Origin of the sequence: Micromonospora sp. CA-248212, from assembly GCF_050948405.1 — a bacterium.
In the GTDB taxonomy this organism is placed as follows: Bacteria; Actinomycetota; Actinomycetes; order Mycobacteriales; family Micromonosporaceae; genus Micromonospora.
This window is the reverse complement of the sequence record NZ_CP192023.1, coordinates 1,514,151-1,529,127: the sequence shown is the minus strand read 5'-3', so window position 1 is coordinate 1,529,127 and position 14,977 is coordinate 1,514,151. Positions and strand designations below refer to the sequence as shown.

Genomic DNA, 14,977 nt, shown 5'->3' with positions numbered 1-14,977 from the left:
CCCCGAACAGCCACGCGATCCAGCTACGCGGATTCGCCGACACACAGAAGCCGCAGACCAGCAGACCCACGCCGACATATGCCCAGAGCCGGTATGGGTGCCGCATACCTCGCTGCCAGCGCATCCACACATGGTCAGTTCGCCTCTCCGGTGATGACAGCGAGCAGCGCGTCTGCCTCCGCGTACACGGCGTCGAAGTCGATGGTTTCGGAGCGCTGGTCCCAACGCAGGGCGTCGTGGTCACGCCAGTCGGCGGGGCTGTTGCGCAGGAACAGGTGCCGGGCGAGGCGTTCACGCGCGTCCGGGGCAACCAGGCGGCTTGTCGCGTCCAGCCGTTGCGGGCTGGCGTGGTGCGCAACCTCCATCGCCTTGTCCAGGCCGGCGTCCAACGCGATCGTGTGGCAGGCGTCGGCGATGTACTCACCGACCACCTTGCGGAGTGCGGGGTCGGCGATCAGCACCCACGGCCCGTTCTCGACGATGCCGATGAGCGTTTCGTTGACGTCGGCGAGACGCTGCGCGTCGGTCTGCTCAGGCACAGCCAGCCCCTTTCAGCAGTCCAGCCGCGTCCAGTTCGGCGGCGATCTTCTCGGCGGTCGGCCAGTCCTGCCGGCACTGCAACACGGCCTCGGCCTGCGCGCGGATGGTGACGGTGCTGGTGCTGTGCCCGCCTACCAGCAGCCCAGCGCGGGCGAGGTCTTGCGCGTTGCCCTCGGCGAGGAGTCGCCGCTTGAACCGGGTGGCGATATGCGGCTCAATGATGTCGGCGGCCCGGTCGATGATGCTGCGGTCAGCCACGGGTACCACCGAGCCCCCGGAACGCCACCCGCCGCACGTCGGTCACGAACGCGGACATCTGGCCCAGGTCGCGGGGCGTGTCGAACTGGTCGACCATCGCCAGCAGGTCTCGCAATGCCTGCTGGGCGATGGCGAGCTGCGGGTCTTCGGTGGCGTCGCTGGCTCGGCGCACCAACATCGTTTGACCGTGCTCGTCTGGCGTATAGCGGGGGAGGTACTGCCCGTCGGGCAAGATCGAAGCGGCCATCTCCGCATCAGTTCGAGGTGCGGCCTCACCCGGGGTCGCAGCACACCAGCACGAAACACACCCCCGGATCAGGTTGTGGGCGTACTGGTCGTGCCGGCAGAAGCGACAAGCCCACCGACCGGTCAAGTACTGCATTTCCATGTTCACCTCTCCTGCCTGTCTGCCGCGATCCGCTCGGCGGCTTCCCGCTTCGCCTGCGGTCCGACGGGCACACGGGTGAGCATCCCGCCGTTGCCGAGCAGGCCGTCGATTTCGGCGTCAGTCATGGTGTCGCCTAATCCGTTGGTCCACGCGTTGACGTCGCCCTTGGTCCAGGTGGTCCAGAACGTCTGCACCTCGGCCCCGACGGGCAGATCCTTGGCAGTCTTCGTCTCGAACGGCATCGTCACTGCCCTTCCTTGTCGGTGGGCACGCCCATCGCCTCTTGCAGATCACTGACGAACACGAACCGCTTGCCGTCCTCGTTGGTCCAGCACTTCACTGTGGCGACCTTCATCGCTTTGACTCGCTCAGCGGACAGGTCCTGCGCGGCCCGGTCGTGCATGTCGCGGTAGCGCTCACCCCATGCGGTCTTGCGGGCAAGCTCACGCTTGAGCCGGGCGACCTCTTCACGTAGCTGTTGGACCTCGGTGTTGGTGGCGCGCTCGCGTACGAGGGTGGCCAGCAGTTGCCGGCCGAAACTGGAAGCCTGTTTGCTCATCTCGGTTCTCCCTGCTGATGGTCGGCGCGTGCGTGGCCGGTGGGGGTCAGGCGTACAAGGGCTGAGCGAGGGTCAACGTCTGGTCGGCAGGGAACACGGTGCTGTTGATGTGTCCGCTCCACCACACCCGAACAGCGCCGGATTCGGTGGTGACGATGGCAGCGGTGCGCCAGTCCCCGTCGGCGATCTTCACCACGTCGCCGGGGTTGAGGTCGGCGGCCGGCTTGGTCGGGAAGGTGCTCATTTCGGTACTCCCTGCTGCTGGTCGGGTCGGTGTGGTGCCTCCGGCCGCATTCGATGCGGCACCCTCACGGCGTGACTGCGGAGGCTGGGTGGTGTTCAGGGGCGCGGGTTCCAGTTCGTCCCGTTCGACAGACGGTGGCCGTTGATGCGCTGGTCGGCCTCGATCAGAGTGCCGGCGACACTCCACCGGTTCGGCGCGGCCAGGCATACGATCTGGTAGTCGTCGTGGCCGCCGGGGCGGTGGGTGACTTCGTAATTCGCATCTTGGCTGAGCCACTTTCCGGCGCCGGTCGGAATGAGCATCACGGTTCTCCCTGCTACTGGTCCGATTTTGGTGTTGTCGCCGGTCCGGATCATGACGTCCGGGCTGCGCGGCCTCCTGCGGCCGACCGGCGGGATGCTCAGTGGTTGCGGTTGCGGTAGCGCAGGCTGCGGGCGCAGTCGGGGCAGTTGGTGTTGTTCGAGCCGAACAGGGCGTCGTAAACGGTGGTGCCGGCGTCCGGGTCGGCGGTGATGTCACGCATCGGCTTACCGCAGAACGTGGTGAAGTCACCGGCGAGCATCAGGTGATTGGCGTGGTCGGGGGCGCACATGTCGCACCAGCCCTGCTGCTTGCGGCTGGGGGTGACGCCGGGAGCGTTCAGGGGCGTGTTGCAACCGGGGCAGACAGCATCGGCGTCGGCTGGTAGCGCGGCGAGGCCGTCGGTGGTGATGACGTACATCCGCCGGTAGCGGGTGACGGCACCGTCGGTGATGTAACCCAGGTCGGTGAGCTGCCGCACGTGGAGGTCTTTGACGGTGGCGCCGCCGAGGCCGATGGTGACGCTGCCGTTGTTGTTGCGACCGAGGGTGCCGTCTGCGGCGGCGCGGAGCGCGCGGATGGCGGCTTTGGAAAGCTTCGGTGCGGTCACGTCAGGCTCCTCGGTGTCGGCAGTCGGGTGGTCCCGCTCCCCAAGGGAGCTTCGGAAGCCCGCAGTCTGACCGGCGCTGGTTGGGGCTGTGACCCCCCAGCCGGCCGATCCCTACGGGAGCGGGGCCACGCTCTGGTGTTGTGTGTGGACTTAACTCCGTGTCCCTTACGAATACTAGGTTAGGCGCTTGCATCCACCACGTCAATAGCGCATACGGAGTTTCTTAGGTCGGGTTCTTCCGGGGCCGACCACCCACACCCGACCGATCCTGAATCCGGGCGAACCACTCCCGAATCTCCTGCTCACGCTCCACCCGCCACCACGGACCACGGTTCACCCGGCCGTCGGGCTCGGGGAACGGGTCCTTCTCGAACCGGCCGCCGGGCTTCGAGTCCACCTGATACTGCTTGACCGTGCTGGGCTTCACCCCGCCCATCTCCGCAACACGAGCGCGGTCAAGGAACGGCATGTCTCCCACAGGTGCCCCCAAAACTCGGTGTGCGCTAACGCCACCAGAGTAGGCCACCCCAGTCACCCCCCAGCCTTCCCGACAGGGCTGCCCAACGTGTTGTGCCCCATGCCGTCACGGCAGTAGTACTCGCCGTTGATATCCACGATGCGATTGCGGTCGAAGTAGTGTCCGCAGTCGGCGCACTGGTACCCGTCGCCGACTTCGTTCGCCCCAACCTCTTCGACAGTCGGCCATGTCGATTGCCGAACGGCCGCCGCCTTCACCCGGCGGGATTCGACGTTGTTGCGAGCCATGACCCACGGGTCGCGAAAGCCGCCCTTCATCAACCGAATCGCCTCGGCCTTGATCTCCGGGTCAGCGCTCAGCTCAGCAATCAGGGCGGCCTTCTGGGCGACTTCCGCACGCTCCTGCAAGATCGGGGCGACCGACTCGCGGCCTTCGTCGGTGACGTACGCCTTCCGGTCGGGTGTGCTCACCCATCCCGCCGCATACATCCGCTTGACCATGTCCAGGCGCACTCCGATCAGGTACGCGTAGTCGCGTCCGCTTTCGGCGTGGTCGACGATCGCTGCCACGAGGGCGCGGGCTTGGTTCGGAGTTGGGGTCTGACGCTTCGCGGTCATGGTCACTTCCCTTATCTCAGTATGCGTTATGCATACTAAGTTACCCTCCCGCCTGGTCCACGTCAATAGCGCATACGGAGTTTTTTGGGTTACAACGAAGACGGCTGGCAGAACGGGCACACGTCCGCCTGCCAGCCGTCGTCGTCCGCAGCCCGCCACGCGTGCTCCGCGTCGGCGAAATGCTCCCCGTCCCTCACCGCGTTCCCGCAACCGCAACACACCACCAGCAGGCAGCGTGTGTCGTGCTGCCACGGCACCAACGGAGGCCGGTCCGGGAACTGCGCCCACACCCGGGCGATCCCCGGCAGCCACGATTCGAGCGTGTCGCGGTGAAAGTCGTGCAGTTCTCCCGCGCAGTCCTCGACGGTGACAATCCAGCACAGGGTGTGGTGTGGGCGCAGCGGCACGGCGAACCTCAGATGCTGCCGGCGGGCACGTCGGTCCACGCCACGGTCTGCGACGAACGGTCCCGCCACACCTCGTACGTGCCGTCACCGACCAAGGTGACGAACCAGCCCTTGCCCCTGCCGACCACCTCCACGGTGACGACCTCGTTGGCGGCGAGCTGCCGGCGGATCTCGTCGGCCTGGGCAGCATGCACCCGACTGGGCGGCGGCGGGATGCGGCGCCGATGGATGCGGGCGGGAGCGGCGGTCAACGTGGGAGGGGTCATCGTTGGCGGTCCTTTCGGGTCGGGCAGTTGGTGGGGCACACGTCGGTGGACTGGTCGGTGAGACACGCGGGGCATGGTGGGGGCCGGCTCGTAGTCGACGGGACGGATGGCGCGGGGGCGGCTGGTGACGTCCGCCCTCGCGCTCTGGTCGCTGACGGTCATCGGTGCGCCTGATCCATGTGAATGCCGGCGTCCTCGGCCAGGTCGGCCAGGGTGTACCAGCGGCCGGGGAACGACACCCAATCCCCCAGCTCACATTTGCCCGTCCATCTGCCGTCGCCGTCGCACTGCAACTCGGCCCGGACGGAGCGTTTGTCGTTGCTGACGAGGATGCGGCTCACGTCCGCCCCGACCCGCCGCCGCTGTTGTCGCGGCCGTGTTCGGTGGTCCACGTGCCGTCGGACCGGTCGTAGGTGGATCGGCGGCCGGACGCGCCCGCGGCCATCGCACCGAACACGGCGGCGGCTCGACGGTTCGCCTCGACCGGGTCGGGACGCTGCGGGGCGGTCATCGGCGCCGCCCGATCGGGGTTTGCTGCGCCTGCCGGCGGTGAGCGTCACGTGCACGCCCGACCTCCGGGGACTCCCGCAACGTCTGCGCGGCGTCGGCCAGCGCCCGCTGGGCGTTACGGTCCTGCGGGTTGGCGTTCGCGAACGCCTGCGCGTCCTGGAATTCCCGCCTTCGCTGGGAGAAACTGGCCATGGTCGGCCTCCTTCGGGGGTTGGCCCACCCCTGGCGCTTCCGACGCCTTCGGGGTGGATCCTCGTGGTTGGGGATCAGGGCGGGGCGCGGCGGCTTGTCGAAGGGCTCCGCGCCCCGCCGTCTCATCGCAGGTGCCGCACCGCCAGCAGCGCACCAGCGGTCACACCGACGGCGCAGATCACACCGACTAGCCACAGCAGCCAGGCAGGCCACACGCGCGCGGCCGGAACGTCGGGCTGCTGCCGTAGCGCGATCTCGCCCTCAACAGTGGGCGTCAGATGTTCGACGCCGTCCGGGTCGACCTGCACCCACGCCATGCCGGCGTCGGCCAGCAGCCCGGCCGTGTAGTTGACCGAGGTGACCCACCGGCCGTCGCGGCGCACCACGTCACCATCGGCGATGGCGGCGAGCACCGCGGCTTCGTCGGCGGTCAGGTGGCCGTCGTGGATGCGGCGAACGTCGGCGGCCCGCAGCTCGGCGAGCACGTCCGCGACGTCCTCGTCGTCGGCTGCCGCCAGCGCAAGCAAGTCGTCGGCGGTCACCGTCTACACCACTTCGACGCGAGCGTCGGCGTCGTACTCGACGTGGCGGGCCCGGTCAGTGGTGACGAGCACCTTCCCCGGCGGTCCGTCTTCGTGGTTGACGCCGTGGACCCGGTCCCACGCGCCGTCGTCGGTGACGATCTGGTCGCCGCTGGACAGGTCGCGGTATCGCTTCGTGTGGCCGGGCATCAGCGGTCACGCTTCTGCTGCTGGTCCCACTTGAAGCGCGGGTCGGACAGCGCCTTTCCGATCTCGGCGTGGACGGACTGGGTGATGCCCTCGGCGAGCCGGTACGGATTGTCGGCGCTGCCGCCGCTGGCCTTCTTGGTGATCTTCTGGCCGTTCACGGTGACGGTGATGGCGACGTCGACGGTGTTCATGTCCATGGGTTCTCCTTGCTGTTGGCTGCTGGTCTGCGATGACCCCGCACCCGGGCTCGGACGTGCTGGCCGAGCCCGGGAGGCTCACTTGCAGGCTGCTGTTACGGCTTGACGGAGAAGGCGTTGTGCCAGGCGTCGCGATCGGTGTCGCTGCGGCTCTCGGTGCCGTCGCTGTACCACTGGGCGTCGACCATGGCGGCAGTGCGGGCCAGGTCGGCGTGCAGGTGGGCGCGCATCAGCAGGCGGTACCGCTGCTCATCGGACGGGCGGTTGACGCCATCCCAGGTGGGCTGCTCGGCGAGGTCGGCGAGACGCAGGGCCTCTTCGACGTGCTGCGGGCCGGTCAGGTTGGGAAGGTCGCCGGCCATCAGAAGCTCAGCCCCATCTGCGAGGCACGGATGGCGGCCTGCTCGATGTTGCGGCGGGCCGGTCGGCGGGCGGGCCGGTACGTGGTGACGGTGCCGGCCTCGTCGGCGATCTCGACGGCGATGCTGGTGCGGGTGGCGCGGGCGAGACGGCGGGTCGTCGACTTCGCGACCATGACACTTCTCCCTAGATCAGGATGAAACAGGCTTGGATGGGTGTGCCGGCCCCGCCCCCTCGACGGGGCCGGCGGGTGGAGCTACTTGCGGTTGTTGCGCTGGCTGCTGCGCGGGGCCGGCCTGTCCAGGTCGGCGCGAACCTCGTTCACCGCGTCAAGCAACTGGTTGTCGGCGGCCCGCCGGTTGCGGTCACGCTGCGCGGCCAGCGACCGCACCTCCGCGCTCACGACTGCGGCTCCACCTCGGCGGGCTTCGGGCGGGGCAGCGACATCAGCGCCAGCCACGACCCGGCCAAACCGAACACCGGGGCGGCCTCGTCAGAGTCGAGCCGAGTCGACTCGCCGCCCACCTCCACCACCGTCTGCGGGCGGGGATTTTCGGCAGTCCGGTTGTAGGTGACCGTCACCGCGAACCGCACACCGTTCTCACCGATGGCCGCGGTCGACACCTGGCATGGTCCGTCGTGTCCGACGGTGCGGCACCACAGTGGGTGCTGTCCGTAGTCGGCGGGCAGCTTGTCTACCTGCGGCTTGTAGTCGTCGTAGGCGGGCGAGTCGTTGCGCGCCTTGTGGCCGGCGTTCCAGCGGTCGAAGAAGCTCACGGGATCACCGCCAGCAGCATCGTGTCCGTCGACCAGTGCAGCGCCTCACCCGCAGCCCACGGATCCTGGGCGGGCCGAACATCCGACAGCGGCCGGACCACACCCGGTCGGTGCGCACCGTGCAGGCCGAGGATCCTGCGCAGCCGGGTCACGACGACACCGCCTGCGCGCCGTACGCGCCTGTCCGCTGGTCGAAGCCGTACGACACCCGCGACTCGAACGGGCCGTTCACCGCCTGCGGAACGGTCACCTTCCGGCCGTCCGTGTACGTCACGTGCAGCGTGTTGTTGCGGCGCCGCACCCGCGCGATCTGCGCCTTCGGGGTGTTGGTGTTCGCCTCCGAGGTCACTTGATCACCCCGTCCGCGTGCAGCTTGTCGTGGCGCTTCGCCTCGGCCTGCGCGTCCTTGAAGTCCCTGTGGCTGAAACCCTCCGGGAGTGGGCAGCCGGAGCGGTCGCACTTCGGGTAGTAGAACGGCCACCACGCTGACTCGGGGTCGTACTCGACAGTGGTCTTGCCCATCACGCCACCCCCGCCCGCTGGTTACGGATGTCCCGGGCGTACGCGTCGCGAAGCTCACGGAACGTCTGCGGGCGGGAGATCGTCTGCGCGATGTCGGCGAGCCGCGCCGCGTCCTGCGGGCCGGTCAGCCGGTCCAGCACGTCGTTCAGTTCGTTCGCCCGCGCCCGGCTCGGGGTGTCCCGGCGGCGCTGCACCTCGTGCAGCATGTCGGTGAGCTTCGCGACCAGTGCGGCGGCGATGTCGTCCGAGTGCATGCGGCGGCGTCCACCCTCACGGATGAGCGCGTAGGCGGCGCGGTAGGTGTCCCGGTCGGCGGTGGTGAAGCTGAGAGCGGAGACGCGCTCCGGGCCGACGAAGGTGTTGATGGCGTAGCCGCCGTCCACGGGCAGGCTCGCGGTGATGGTGACCGACCCGAAAGTCCTGGTCACGGGGTCGCTGAGGACAGCATTGCTCATATCGGGGACCTCTCCCGATCAGGGCTCCTCCGGTGTTTTGCCCCACCGGCGGTGCCGCTCTGTTGCCTTACAACTACGACGCTAGACCCTCGCGGTTTGCGTGTCAAGCGGGAACATGTTTACTATTGACTCAGATAATGAACGAGGGAAGGATGGGACGTATGGGAACAGCCACCACGTACCCTCAGCGCATGCCGCGAGGGAAGTACAGCCCGCCCACCAGCGACGTTGCCGACCGCATCGACGAGGTCGTCAGCCTCTACAACCAGCTCCAAGAGATCGACACGAAGTACCGCGAGAAGCTGGGGAAGCTCGCAGACAAGGAAGGCGACGCCGTACCCATCGCCCACCTTGCGGCCCGGCTCGGCGTGGAGAGGAAGACGGTCTACCGGCACCTCGGCCGGTCCATGACCTAGAAGAACGCGCACAACAGCGTCCGCACGTAGATACAAGTTCGGGCCGGGCAGGTGGGCAAACACCTGGGCTCCCGGCCCTAACCCAGAGAGGCCCTGGGCTGTGCAAGAAAGTACCACTGTAGCTACGCCGAACTGGTGTGCGATCAAGGTCGTGCACGGGTGAGGGTCCGCCGCACCATGCCCGAAGAGGGGTGGACGGGCATCGTGAACACCGCGCACCGCGACTACCGGCTGAGCTGGCGCGCACGGGGACTGCTCGGCGAACTGCTGTCGTACCCCGACGGCTGGGACACCAGCGTCGACAAGCTAGTAGCTCAGGCACGTGAGCACGGTGACGCCACTGAGGGGCGAGCGGCCATGCGTAAGGCGGTCGCCGAGCTGGCCGAGATCGGCTACGTCCGGTACATCCGCGAGATGGACGAGAAGGGCCACTGGTCCACGGTCATGTCCGTCTGCGATGTGCCGCAGCCCGAACCCGACGCCCGACGTACCAGAAACCGGACCGTCGGGGCACCGGACCGTCGGTCTACCGAGACGTCGGTTAACCGGACCGTCGGGCAACCGGACCGTCGGGGCACCGAGACGTCGGGCGGCCGGTCCATTACTAAGAAGACGGTGACAAAGACGGTTAAGAAGACAGATCAAACAACAGTGGAGGGAAGTGAAGTGGAGTGCTCCCCCTCCGGTCGCTTCGCTCCCTCCGGGGCCGGCGACGAAACCGAAGATCACCCGACACTGACGCTCGAAGCCGTACCACCCCGCCCCAGCGGCTGGGTTGACCGACGCCCCGAAGACTTCGACTGCTTCGCCAAGATCCTCGGAACGGAACAGGTGTACTCCACCGGCGGCAAAGCAGGCAAGGAAGGCCACTATCCGGCCCACGCGCTCTACCAGGCGATGCAGCGGATGCCCGACGGTGCGAGACAGTGGCCGGGCAGATACCTCGAAGCGATCCACGAACGCGGCGGTGAAGCGGCAGTCGACGCGTGGCTTGCCCGCTGGGACTTGGAACGAGCATGAACCGATCGGTTGCAACGGAGGTCACTCAATGACCGAGATCAAGCCCATCGAAACCCAGTACGCCGGGTGTCGCTTCCGGTCGCGCCTCGAAGCCCGATGGGCGGTGTTCTTCGACCACCTCAACATCGAGTGGCAGTACGAGACCGAGGGATACACCCTGTCCACCGGCGACCGCTACTTGCCGGACTTCTACCTGCCGGATTCTGATCAATGGGTGGAGGTCAAGGGCAAGGTAGGCCATGCCGACCTCCTGCGAATGCTCGTTGCCGCAGTCGACCTCCCAGTAGTCGACCAAAGCCAGATCCGTCCTGGCGTTCTTGTCCTTGGTCCGATCCCCAAGCCTGGGCAGACCTACTGCCATCCCAGGCTGTCGGCCGTCAACCAGGACATCATCATGATCCAGCACATGTTTTTCACGCAGCACAGCACGATCAAGCCCATTGGGCTAGCCGTCCTCTGGCAGGTTCGGTCGCTTCTGGCCTCATCGCCGGAGGTCACCGCCGAGGTCCGTGCAAACTTCGCCGAAGCCGCCGACTCCGACGACCTCGCCCTCTACGCGAACGTTGACGCCGCCTACCGTGCTGCCCGCTCGGCGCGGTTCGAGCACGGCGAGTCAGGCGCGACGCCAGTCCCGCGTCCCAAGCCAGTAAGGGCCAAAGTCAACCCCGGTGTGGGATACCTGCGCGGCACCCTGGTTCGCCTCGAAGAGACCTATGACCTGACCACGGTCGACGGGCGCGTAGGGGCGCTGCGAGAGATGGCACCCGTTCTCGCCGCCGTTGTTAGCGACGACATGCGGCGCGAGTGGACTTCCATCGTAGCCGTACGTCTTGGCTTGGGTGATCAAGTGGACGCGGTAGAGCGAGCCGTAACCCACCATCGCCGCTGACTGCCGTGTCTCGCGGCTAGCAACCCCGCAGCAACCCGATAGCAAACGCCATAGCAAGTGCTACAGCACCTGCCAGCAAAGACGAACGGAGAACGACCATGACGATCACTGCTGACGACTTCACCACCGACGCCGACCGGTGGAGCTACCGCAACGGTGCCCGCTTCGTCGGCCCCGGCGAGTGGCTGCACGGCGTTGAGCAGGCCGGGCTTGCCGTTGAGTCGCTGGTTATGGAATCCGTTGCCGACGCTCTTGCCGCTGCCGCCGACGACGACGGTCTGATCATCGACTTCCGCCCCAACGAGTGGTACGAGCGTCACGTGTCCGACGCGATGCGGAACGACGACGACGGCCCGGGTTGGAAGCTCACCTACGACAGGTTCGTGGCGATGGCCTTGATGGACATTGACATGACGCTGTCGAACTCCGGCTACCTCGCTGGGCGGGGCAACGGGGACTCGAAGGACCGGCGCCTGACCCTGCCCGCCGCCGAGCGCGGCTGACCCAACGACGAACGGAGAACGCCATGACCGCAGAAGAAACCGCCACCAACGCCAACATGCCGCTGCGCCCCGGTGACGTCCTCGCCGCCGGCTTGGCTGACGGCCGCTGCCCGGTCGGCATTGTGACCACCGTGGACGACGACGGCTTCCAGCTCGACCTGTTCTCCTGGATCACGGGCAGGTTCAGCGCGGGTACGGCGATCGTCCGCCACGAGCAGGTGCGCGAGTTCTCCAACCTCGCGGAGAAGGACGGCGACGGGGTGTTCCGGATGGACCCGCTGGCCGCGTTCCAGACCGCGTGGACGGAGCAGGCGAAGTGACCACCGTCGACCCGGATGACATCGCCGGCGCGCAGGAAGCCCTCCACCATGTGGGCCTCGGCGAGATCGACCCGCGCATTCTGGCCGCCGTCCTTGAAGCCGACCCGTCAATCGCAGGCACCGCGAAGTCGTGGGGCTGGACAGACACCGAGGTCCGCGACGACGTGGCAGAGATGGTGTCCCGCTTCCTGCTGGGCATCGCGGGTGAGGAGTACATCGCCCGCCTGCGCCGTGGTGAGCGCGAGCTGACCGCCGATGTGCGCGCCGCCCACGACCGGTGGGTTGCCGCCAACCCGACCGCATCCTGACCGCGACGAACGGAGACGACCATGACCGACACGACATCAGCACCCACATCCCCGGAGCCGCTGACGGCTTCGTGGCAGCACAACGAGCGGGCCGCCGAACTGGCGGCAACCGCGCAGGGCATCTACCAGATGGCCCAGGATGCCACCCGCAGAAACGGCGGCCTGTCCCCCGAGGTCCACGCCGGAATGTTCCGGGAGATGCACGCCGTGGCTGCGCTCGCCCAGGTCCACGCCACCCTTGCCACCGTCCGGGACGGGGCGTGACCATGACTGACACGACGACGCCCCCGCAGGTCAACAGCCAGTGGGCCGGCAGCGACAGCCGGATATTCACCATCACCGGCATCACCACGATCAACGGCAAGCCCAACGTCCGGTACGAGACGTCGTGGCCCGGCCGCGACGACAAGGGTGTGGGTGTCGCCGACCTGGACTACTTCCTCAAGCACCACACGGAGGTGCCCGCCCCCTGCCAGTGTCACAAGTCCCGGGCGGCGATCTCCCCAACCCACCCCGGTCACTGCTGCTTCGTGCCGGCCAGCCAAACCTGCCACCCGGCGGAGGTCGACGCGTGGATGGAGGGTCAGCGGTGACCATCGACCATGACCCGACCCCGCTGCGGGAGTGGGAACCCGAGCTGAACGAGCGCGTCACCACCTGGCGCGACCCTCACACCATCGGCATCGTGATCGCGTGCGACCGTCTCGGGCACTTCGCCGACCCGTACTGGCGGGCGTCGGTGCGCTGGGACGGCGGCCGGGTGGAGCACGGCATCGAAACGTCGGCGCTGGTGCGTGTCGACGGAACGCAGGGGCGGCGATGAACCTCATCCGCCGTCACCCCCTCGCAGCATTCCTCGCCTCCATCTACGCCTGGTTCGGCCTCACCGCAGCCGTCAGCATCACCACCGCAGCCACCGGCGGCGAAACCACCGGCACTGAGGCCGTCGTCATCGTCGCCGTGGGCGTGATCTCCCTGTGCGGTATGGGCGCGTCGGTGTGGCTGTACCGCCGACACGAGAACCGCCGACACGATGAGTTCATGCGCCTGCTGGACGAGCCGCTGCAACCGTCGCGCCTCACCCTGTGGCATCCGCCCACCGATCACACCTGACGAACGGAGAACAACCGTGTCCACCAGATACGCCCACCACCTGCCCGCGTGCGTTCACGTGGAGATCGGTGGCAACCTGCTACAAACCCGCGACTACCTCATGCACCTCGCCTCTGAACTGTCCGACGCCTATCCGAAGTCGTTCCCGCCAGTAAAGGCAGTCGATGAGGCGTTGCGAGCCGTCAATCGTCTGCGGCTCGCTATGGACAACGTGTCGTCCGCCGAACTGCCTGGCGACAGGTGGGCACCGACGATCTATCGCGGCGCCGATGAGGATATGCGGCAGGCCGACATGCAGCGGGTGATGGAAGCGCACTGGGCCGATAACCCGGACTGCCCCTGCATTGACGGCAACGGCTAACCCGAGGAGATGACCATGACCGACCCAGCACCTGCGCCCGTGATCCCCACCGCGGCGATGCAAGCTGCCGTGCAAGCCGTCAACGACTTCCTCGCCGAATATGCCAACCTCCCGGGGGCGGCAATCGGGGGGCAGCGGAACACCGTCGACGCACTCAAGCAACTGACTGGGTTCGGGCGTCTGGACCTGGCGGTGCGGGTGGCGGAGGTGGCGTTGCTGGCCGCCATTCCGCAGCTTGACAACGACGCGGAGGCTCAACGATGACCGGCAACTACCCACCCACGTGGACGACCGCCATCGCCAACGCCGGCCCCCCGGTCGACGCTGCCCGTGACGAGCAAATCCGCCGTGATGAGCGTGAGCGCATCCGCCGCAACCTGTCCCTGCCCATGCTGCAAGCACTCCGCCTCATCCCCCACGGCCGCATCCAGCAAGGCTGTGTCGTCTCCGACGGGAACGTGGTGCGTCAGCGGCTACGGGCCGCCTACTTCGCGATCGTCGACCCGGGCGCGGCCGAACGGGTGCCCCTCGACCTGGCGGAGGTCGCACCTTGGATGGAGCTGTGTGGGACGTGCGATGCCGGTCTGCCGCAGGCGTGCACCTGCCCTGCCGGCGACCCTCGTGTCGTGATCGCCGCACTGGTCGACGAGATCGTGAAGCAGCGACAGGAGGCGACACGGTGAGCCGCCATCCCGCCCTCGCCTTGGTGGCAAGGCCAGGCGACCGTGGCCTTGACGCCGACGTGGACGGCCTGACCGTCGCCCGCGTCGGGGTGGACGCGAACACCCGCAGCCTCAGCGTCGACCTGGTGGACGGGTTCGGCCGGTTCGTCGACACCACCGGCGGCGAGCAGACGTTCCCGCCCGGCGACCCCAACGCCCGCGTCAGCACCGCCGCGGTGACCGCGTGGCTGCCCGGCATGCCGCAAGCCAACTGGGACGAGTACGTGACCGTGCTGCGCCGCTGGTGGGAGACGGGCACACCCGTGCGCATGTGTGCGGCGCCGGGCCGGTACACGACACTGATCGAAGACCGGAACACGTTCCTGCTGTTTCCCCGCACCCACGACCGGACGGAGGCTGCGCGATGAGCGATCTGCGGCCGACCCCCACAATCCCCACCCCTCACAGCGACGACGAGGTGATGGCCCTCCTCGATGTCATCACCGACGCCCGGATGCGCGGCATCGGATCCGTCAGTTGGTCGATGGCACTTGCCATCCTCAACGCCGGCTACCGGCGCACCATCGTCTCCCCTGCTGGCGAGCCGGTCTGCCAGCACTGCCACCCCGCGCCGGTTACGTTCCGGTGCAGGGAACTCGGGCACGCCATCACCCCCAACTGAGCGGAGACGGCCATGAACGATCGGACGCGACTTCAAGCCGCCGTTGCCCGCTTGCAACCACAGGCCACCGACCCGGGTGTGTGGGACGACTTGGCCGCCGAGTACGCCGACCTCACCCCTGCGCGCAGCCGAGCGAACCGGGCGCTGCTCGGGGAGCGGGTGGAACCGTGCTGCGACATGCACAACGTGCACTGTGAGCCGCCGTCCGAGCTGTGCTGCTACCAGTGCACGGAAGCCGCCCACCCTGAGCATCCGCGAGGCGTGCGGTGCGTTCTCGAAGCCGCAGCCAAGA

At 67.7% G+C, this 14,977-nt stretch carries 41 protein-coding genes; 15 read left to right on the top strand and 26 right to left on the bottom strand.

Annotated elements, in window-relative coordinates:
• Positions 1–134: 134 nt before the first annotated feature.
• From ACQP03_RS07415 to ACQP03_RS07290, 26 genes are all read right to left on the bottom strand, one after another.
• A complete protein-coding gene (locus tag ACQP03_RS07415) occupies positions 135–539 on the bottom strand; it encodes a hypothetical protein (protein ID WP_433460661.1) in 405 nt (134 codons plus the stop codon).
• The gene (locus tag ACQP03_RS07410) at positions 532–798 is read right to left on the bottom strand and encodes a hypothetical protein (RefSeq protein WP_433460660.1); all 267 of its coding nucleotides are present in this window, start codon (positions 796–798) and stop codon (positions 532–534) included. Before ACQP03_RS07410 ends, ACQP03_RS07415 begins: the two co-directional genes overlap by 8 nt.
• The gene (locus tag ACQP03_RS07405) at positions 791–976 is read right to left on the bottom strand and encodes a hypothetical protein (protein ID WP_433460659.1); all 186 of its coding nucleotides are present in this window, start codon (positions 974–976) and stop codon (positions 791–793) included. The genes ACQP03_RS07410 and ACQP03_RS07405 overlap by 8 nt, the downstream gene beginning before the upstream one ends.
• 212 nt (positions 977–1,188) lie before the next feature.
• The gene (locus ACQP03_RS07400) at positions 1,189–1,434 is read right to left on the bottom strand and encodes a hypothetical protein (RefSeq protein ID WP_433460658.1); all 246 of its coding nucleotides are present in this window, start codon (positions 1,432–1,434) and stop codon (positions 1,189–1,191) included.
• Positions 1,431–1,745, bottom strand: a complete 315-nt coding sequence (locus ACQP03_RS07395; RefSeq protein WP_433460657.1) for a hypothetical protein — start codon at positions 1,743–1,745, stop codon at positions 1,431–1,433. The genes ACQP03_RS07400 and ACQP03_RS07395 overlap by 4 nt, the downstream gene beginning before the upstream one ends.
• A gap of 46 nt (positions 1,746–1,791) precedes the next feature.
• A complete protein-coding gene (locus ACQP03_RS07390; RefSeq protein WP_433460656.1) occupies positions 1,792–1,989 on the bottom strand; it encodes a hypothetical protein in 198 nt (65 codons plus the stop codon).
• Positions 1,990–2,084: 95 nt separating this feature from the next.
• Positions 2,085–2,291: a hypothetical protein gene (locus tag ACQP03_RS07385; protein WP_433460655.1), complete on the bottom strand. Its 207-nt coding sequence runs from the start codon at positions 2,289–2,291 to the stop codon at positions 2,085–2,087.
• Positions 2,292–2,389: 98 nt separating this feature from the next.
• Positions 2,390–2,899 (bottom strand): hypothetical protein, encoded by a 510-nt coding sequence (locus ACQP03_RS07380; RefSeq protein ID WP_433460654.1) that lies wholly within the window; start codon positions 2,897–2,899, stop codon positions 2,390–2,392.
• Positions 2,900–3,122: 223 nt separating this feature from the next.
• Entirely contained in the window at positions 3,123–3,326 is a 204-nt protein-coding gene (locus ACQP03_RS07375; protein ID WP_433460653.1) for a hypothetical protein, read from the bottom strand.
• Between the two features lie 104 nt (positions 3,327–3,430).
• Complete coding sequence (locus tag ACQP03_RS07370) at positions 3,431–3,994, bottom strand: hypothetical protein (RefSeq protein ID WP_433460652.1); 564 nt, start codon at positions 3,992–3,994, stop codon at positions 3,431–3,433.
• A gap of 89 nt (positions 3,995–4,083) precedes the next feature.
• Positions 4,084–4,401: a hypothetical protein gene (locus ACQP03_RS07365; RefSeq protein WP_433460651.1), complete on the bottom strand. Its 318-nt coding sequence runs from the start codon at positions 4,399–4,401 to the stop codon at positions 4,084–4,086.
• An 8-nt stretch (positions 4,402–4,409) separates the two neighbouring features.
• Complete coding sequence (locus ACQP03_RS07360; RefSeq protein WP_433460650.1) at positions 4,410–4,667, bottom strand: hypothetical protein; 258 nt, start codon at positions 4,665–4,667, stop codon at positions 4,410–4,412.
• A gap of 158 nt (positions 4,668–4,825) precedes the next feature.
• Positions 4,826–5,008 carry a hypothetical protein gene (locus ACQP03_RS07355; RefSeq protein ID WP_433460649.1) on the bottom strand — a complete coding sequence of 61 codons (183 nt, stop codon included), beginning with the start codon at positions 5,006–5,008 and terminating at the stop codon, positions 4,826–4,828.
• Positions 5,005–5,178, bottom strand: a complete 174-nt coding sequence (locus ACQP03_RS07350) for a hypothetical protein (RefSeq protein WP_433460648.1) — start codon at positions 5,176–5,178, stop codon at positions 5,005–5,007. The genes ACQP03_RS07355 and ACQP03_RS07350 overlap by 4 nt, the downstream gene beginning before the upstream one ends.
• On the bottom strand, positions 5,175–5,369 hold the full coding sequence (locus ACQP03_RS07345) for a hypothetical protein (protein WP_433460647.1): 195 nt from the start codon (positions 5,367–5,369) through the stop codon (positions 5,175–5,177). The genes ACQP03_RS07350 and ACQP03_RS07345 overlap by 4 nt, the downstream gene beginning before the upstream one ends.
• Positions 5,370–5,491: 122 nt before the next feature.
• On the bottom strand, positions 5,492–5,911 hold the full coding sequence (locus tag ACQP03_RS07340; protein ID WP_433460646.1) for a hypothetical protein: 420 nt from the start codon (positions 5,909–5,911) through the stop codon (positions 5,492–5,494).
• A 3-nt stretch (positions 5,912–5,914) separates the two neighbouring features.
• Positions 5,915–6,100 carry a hypothetical protein gene (locus tag ACQP03_RS07335; protein WP_357130839.1) on the bottom strand — a complete coding sequence of 62 codons (186 nt, stop codon included), beginning with the start codon at positions 6,098–6,100 and terminating at the stop codon, positions 5,915–5,917.
• Positions 6,100–6,297, bottom strand: coding sequence for a hypothetical protein (locus ACQP03_RS07330; protein WP_357130842.1), 198 nt, complete (start codon positions 6,295–6,297; stop codon positions 6,100–6,102). The genes ACQP03_RS07335 and ACQP03_RS07330 overlap by 1 nt, the downstream gene beginning before the upstream one ends.
• Before the next feature lie 95 nt (positions 6,298–6,392).
• The gene (locus tag ACQP03_RS07325) at positions 6,393–6,659 is read right to left on the bottom strand and encodes a hypothetical protein (protein ID WP_433460645.1); all 267 of its coding nucleotides are present in this window, start codon (positions 6,657–6,659) and stop codon (positions 6,393–6,395) included.
• Positions 6,659–6,832 (bottom strand): hypothetical protein, encoded by a 174-nt coding sequence (locus ACQP03_RS07320; protein WP_433460644.1) that lies wholly within the window; start codon positions 6,830–6,832, stop codon positions 6,659–6,661. The genes ACQP03_RS07325 and ACQP03_RS07320 overlap by 1 nt, the downstream gene beginning before the upstream one ends.
• Positions 6,833–6,913: 81 nt before the next feature.
• Positions 6,914–7,060 (bottom strand): hypothetical protein, encoded by a 147-nt coding sequence (locus tag ACQP03_RS07315; protein ID WP_357130851.1) that lies wholly within the window; start codon positions 7,058–7,060, stop codon positions 6,914–6,916.
• Complete coding sequence (locus ACQP03_RS07310; RefSeq protein WP_433460643.1) at positions 7,057–7,434, bottom strand: hypothetical protein; 378 nt, start codon at positions 7,432–7,434, stop codon at positions 7,057–7,059. The genes ACQP03_RS07315 and ACQP03_RS07310 overlap by 4 nt, the downstream gene beginning before the upstream one ends.
• Positions 7,431–7,586, bottom strand: coding sequence for a hypothetical protein (locus ACQP03_RS07305; protein ID WP_433460642.1), 156 nt, complete (start codon positions 7,584–7,586; stop codon positions 7,431–7,433). The genes ACQP03_RS07310 and ACQP03_RS07305 overlap by 4 nt, the downstream gene beginning before the upstream one ends.
• Complete coding sequence (locus ACQP03_RS07300; RefSeq protein WP_433460641.1) at positions 7,583–7,783, bottom strand: hypothetical protein; 201 nt, start codon at positions 7,781–7,783, stop codon at positions 7,583–7,585. The genes ACQP03_RS07305 and ACQP03_RS07300 overlap by 4 nt, the downstream gene beginning before the upstream one ends.
• Entirely contained in the window at positions 7,780–7,956 is a 177-nt protein-coding gene (locus tag ACQP03_RS07295) for a hypothetical protein (protein ID WP_433460640.1), read from the bottom strand. Before ACQP03_RS07295 ends, ACQP03_RS07300 begins: the two co-directional genes overlap by 4 nt.
• The gene (locus tag ACQP03_RS07290; RefSeq protein ID WP_433460639.1) at positions 7,956–8,411 is read right to left on the bottom strand and encodes a hypothetical protein; all 456 of its coding nucleotides are present in this window, start codon (positions 8,409–8,411) and stop codon (positions 7,956–7,958) included. The genes ACQP03_RS07295 and ACQP03_RS07290 overlap by 1 nt, the downstream gene beginning before the upstream one ends.
• A 191-nt stretch (positions 8,412–8,602) precedes the next feature.
• Here ACQP03_RS07290 and ACQP03_RS07285 point away from each other — a divergent pair, with 191 nt between their 5' ends.
• The 15 genes from ACQP03_RS07285 (at position 8,603) to ACQP03_RS07215 (ending at position 14,685) form a co-directional block, all read left to right on the top strand.
• On the top strand, positions 8,603–8,827 hold the full coding sequence (locus ACQP03_RS07285) for a hypothetical protein (RefSeq protein ID WP_433460638.1): 225 nt from the start codon (positions 8,603–8,605) through the stop codon (positions 8,825–8,827).
• A gap of 204 nt (positions 8,828–9,031) precedes the next feature.
• Positions 9,032–9,847 (top strand): hypothetical protein, encoded by an 816-nt coding sequence (locus ACQP03_RS07280; protein WP_433460637.1) that lies wholly within the window; start codon positions 9,032–9,034, stop codon positions 9,845–9,847.
• 28 nt (positions 9,848–9,875) lie between these two features.
• On the top strand, positions 9,876–10,736 hold the full coding sequence (locus ACQP03_RS07275; protein WP_433460636.1) for a hypothetical protein: 861 nt from the start codon (positions 9,876–9,878) through the stop codon (positions 10,734–10,736).
• Positions 10,737–10,834: 98 nt separating this feature from the next.
• Positions 10,835–11,239: a hypothetical protein gene (locus tag ACQP03_RS07270; RefSeq protein WP_433460635.1), complete on the top strand. Its 405-nt coding sequence runs from the start codon at positions 10,835–10,837 to the stop codon at positions 11,237–11,239.
• Between the two features lie 23 nt (positions 11,240–11,262).
• On the top strand, positions 11,263–11,559 hold the full coding sequence (locus tag ACQP03_RS07265; RefSeq protein WP_433460634.1) for a hypothetical protein: 297 nt from the start codon (positions 11,263–11,265) through the stop codon (positions 11,557–11,559).
• On the top strand, positions 11,556–11,867 hold the full coding sequence (locus ACQP03_RS07260; protein ID WP_433460633.1) for a hypothetical protein: 312 nt from the start codon (positions 11,556–11,558) through the stop codon (positions 11,865–11,867). The genes ACQP03_RS07265 and ACQP03_RS07260 overlap by 4 nt, the downstream gene beginning before the upstream one ends.
• Positions 11,868–11,888: 21 nt before the next feature.
• A complete protein-coding gene (locus ACQP03_RS07255; protein ID WP_433460632.1) occupies positions 11,889–12,131 on the top strand; it encodes a hypothetical protein in 243 nt (80 codons plus the stop codon).
• A 2-nt stretch (positions 12,132–12,133) separates the two neighbouring features.
• On the top strand, positions 12,134–12,460 hold the full coding sequence (locus tag ACQP03_RS07250; RefSeq protein WP_433460631.1) for a hypothetical protein: 327 nt from the start codon (positions 12,134–12,136) through the stop codon (positions 12,458–12,460).
• Positions 12,457–12,690 carry a hypothetical protein gene (locus ACQP03_RS07245; RefSeq protein ID WP_433460630.1) on the top strand — a complete coding sequence of 78 codons (234 nt, stop codon included), beginning with the start codon at positions 12,457–12,459 and terminating at the stop codon, positions 12,688–12,690. Before ACQP03_RS07250 ends, ACQP03_RS07245 begins: the two co-directional genes overlap by 4 nt.
• Positions 12,687–12,980: a hypothetical protein gene (locus tag ACQP03_RS07240; protein ID WP_433460629.1), complete on the top strand. Its 294-nt coding sequence runs from the start codon at positions 12,687–12,689 to the stop codon at positions 12,978–12,980. The genes ACQP03_RS07245 and ACQP03_RS07240 overlap by 4 nt, the downstream gene beginning before the upstream one ends.
• A gap of 16 nt (positions 12,981–12,996) precedes the next feature.
• Entirely contained in the window at positions 12,997–13,341 is a 345-nt protein-coding gene (locus ACQP03_RS07235; RefSeq protein ID WP_357130909.1) for a hypothetical protein, read from the top strand.
• A 15-nt stretch (positions 13,342–13,356) separates the two neighbouring features.
• Positions 13,357–13,605: a hypothetical protein gene (locus tag ACQP03_RS07230; RefSeq protein ID WP_357130912.1), complete on the top strand. Its 249-nt coding sequence runs from the start codon at positions 13,357–13,359 to the stop codon at positions 13,603–13,605.
• Positions 13,602–14,024, top strand: coding sequence for a hypothetical protein (locus ACQP03_RS07225; RefSeq protein ID WP_357130915.1), 423 nt, complete (start codon positions 13,602–13,604; stop codon positions 14,022–14,024). The genes ACQP03_RS07230 and ACQP03_RS07225 overlap by 4 nt, the downstream gene beginning before the upstream one ends.
• Entirely contained in the window at positions 14,021–14,431 is a 411-nt protein-coding gene (locus tag ACQP03_RS07220; protein WP_433460628.1) for a hypothetical protein, read from the top strand. Before ACQP03_RS07225 ends, ACQP03_RS07220 begins: the two co-directional genes overlap by 4 nt.
• On the top strand, positions 14,428–14,685 hold the full coding sequence (locus ACQP03_RS07215) for a hypothetical protein (protein WP_433460627.1): 258 nt from the start codon (positions 14,428–14,430) through the stop codon (positions 14,683–14,685). Before ACQP03_RS07220 ends, ACQP03_RS07215 begins: the two co-directional genes overlap by 4 nt.
• Positions 14,686–14,977 lie beyond the last annotated feature (292 nt).

Excerpts from the sequence above, each read along its gene's own strand:
- ACQP03_RS07405 (WP_433460659.1), bottom strand. The coding sequence starts at position 976 with ATGTTGGTGCGCCGAGCCAGCGACGCCACCGAAGACCCGCAGCTCGCC.
- ACQP03_RS07395 (WP_433460657.1), bottom strand. The coding sequence starts at position 1,745 with ATGAGCAAACAGGCTTCCAGTTTCGGCCGGCAACTGCTGGCCACCCTC.
- ACQP03_RS07390 (WP_433460656.1), bottom strand. The coding sequence starts at position 1,989 with ATGAGCACCTTCCCGACCAAGCCGGCCGCCGACCTCAACCCCGGCGAC.
- ACQP03_RS07385 (WP_433460655.1), bottom strand. The coding sequence starts at position 2,291 with ATGCTCATTCCGACCGGCGCCGGAAAGTGGCTCAGCCAAGATGCGAAT.
- ACQP03_RS07370 (WP_433460652.1), bottom strand. The coding sequence starts at position 3,994 with ATGACCGCGAAGCGTCAGACCCCAACTCCGAACCAAGCCCGCGCCCTC.
- ACQP03_RS07360 (WP_433460650.1), bottom strand. The coding sequence starts at position 4,667 with ATGACCCCTCCCACGTTGACCGCCGCTCCCGCCCGCATCCATCGGCGC.
- ACQP03_RS07350 (WP_433460648.1), bottom strand. The coding sequence starts at position 5,178 with ATGACCGCCCCGCAGCGTCCCGACCCGGTCGAGGCGAACCGTCGAGCC.
- ACQP03_RS07345 (WP_433460647.1), bottom strand. The coding sequence starts at position 5,369 with ATGGCCAGTTTCTCCCAGCGAAGGCGGGAATTCCAGGACGCGCAGGCG.
- ACQP03_RS07335 (WP_357130839.1), bottom strand. The coding sequence starts at position 6,100 with ATGCCCGGCCACACGAAGCGATACCGCGACCTGTCCAGCGGCGACCAG.
- ACQP03_RS07330 (WP_357130842.1), bottom strand. The coding sequence starts at position 6,297 with ATGGACATGAACACCGTCGACGTCGCCATCACCGTCACCGTGAACGGC.
- ACQP03_RS07325 (WP_433460645.1), bottom strand. The coding sequence starts at position 6,659 with ATGGCCGGCGACCTTCCCAACCTGACCGGCCCGCAGCACGTCGAAGAG.
- ACQP03_RS07320 (WP_433460644.1), bottom strand. The coding sequence starts at position 6,832 with ATGGTCGCGAAGTCGACGACCCGCCGTCTCGCCCGCGCCACCCGCACC.
- ACQP03_RS07295 (WP_433460640.1), bottom strand. The coding sequence starts at position 7,956 with ATGGGCAAGACCACTGTCGAGTACGACCCCGAGTCAGCGTGGTGGCCG.
- ACQP03_RS07290 (WP_433460639.1), bottom strand. The coding sequence starts at position 8,411 with ATGAGCAATGCTGTCCTCAGCGACCCCGTGACCAGGACTTTCGGGTCG.
- ACQP03_RS07285 (WP_433460638.1), top strand. The coding sequence starts at position 8,603 with ATGCCGCGAGGGAAGTACAGCCCGCCCACCAGCGACGTTGCCGACCGC.
- ACQP03_RS07275 (WP_433460636.1), top strand. The coding sequence starts at position 9,876 with ATGACCGAGATCAAGCCCATCGAAACCCAGTACGCCGGGTGTCGCTTC.
- ACQP03_RS07270 (WP_433460635.1), top strand. The coding sequence starts at position 10,835 with ATGACGATCACTGCTGACGACTTCACCACCGACGCCGACCGGTGGAGC.
- ACQP03_RS07265 (WP_433460634.1), top strand. The coding sequence starts at position 11,263 with ATGACCGCAGAAGAAACCGCCACCAACGCCAACATGCCGCTGCGCCCC.
- ACQP03_RS07255 (WP_433460632.1), top strand. The coding sequence starts at position 11,889 with ATGACCGACACGACATCAGCACCCACATCCCCGGAGCCGCTGACGGCT.
- ACQP03_RS07250 (WP_433460631.1), top strand. The coding sequence starts at position 12,134 with ATGACTGACACGACGACGCCCCCGCAGGTCAACAGCCAGTGGGCCGGC.
- ACQP03_RS07240 (WP_433460629.1), top strand. The coding sequence starts at position 12,687 with ATGAACCTCATCCGCCGTCACCCCCTCGCAGCATTCCTCGCCTCCATC.
- ACQP03_RS07230 (WP_357130912.1), top strand. The coding sequence starts at position 13,357 with ATGACCGACCCAGCACCTGCGCCCGTGATCCCCACCGCGGCGATGCAA.
- ACQP03_RS07225 (WP_357130915.1), top strand. The coding sequence starts at position 13,602 with ATGACCGGCAACTACCCACCCACGTGGACGACCGCCATCGCCAACGCC.
- ACQP03_RS07215 (WP_433460627.1), top strand. The coding sequence starts at position 14,428 with ATGAGCGATCTGCGGCCGACCCCCACAATCCCCACCCCTCACAGCGAC.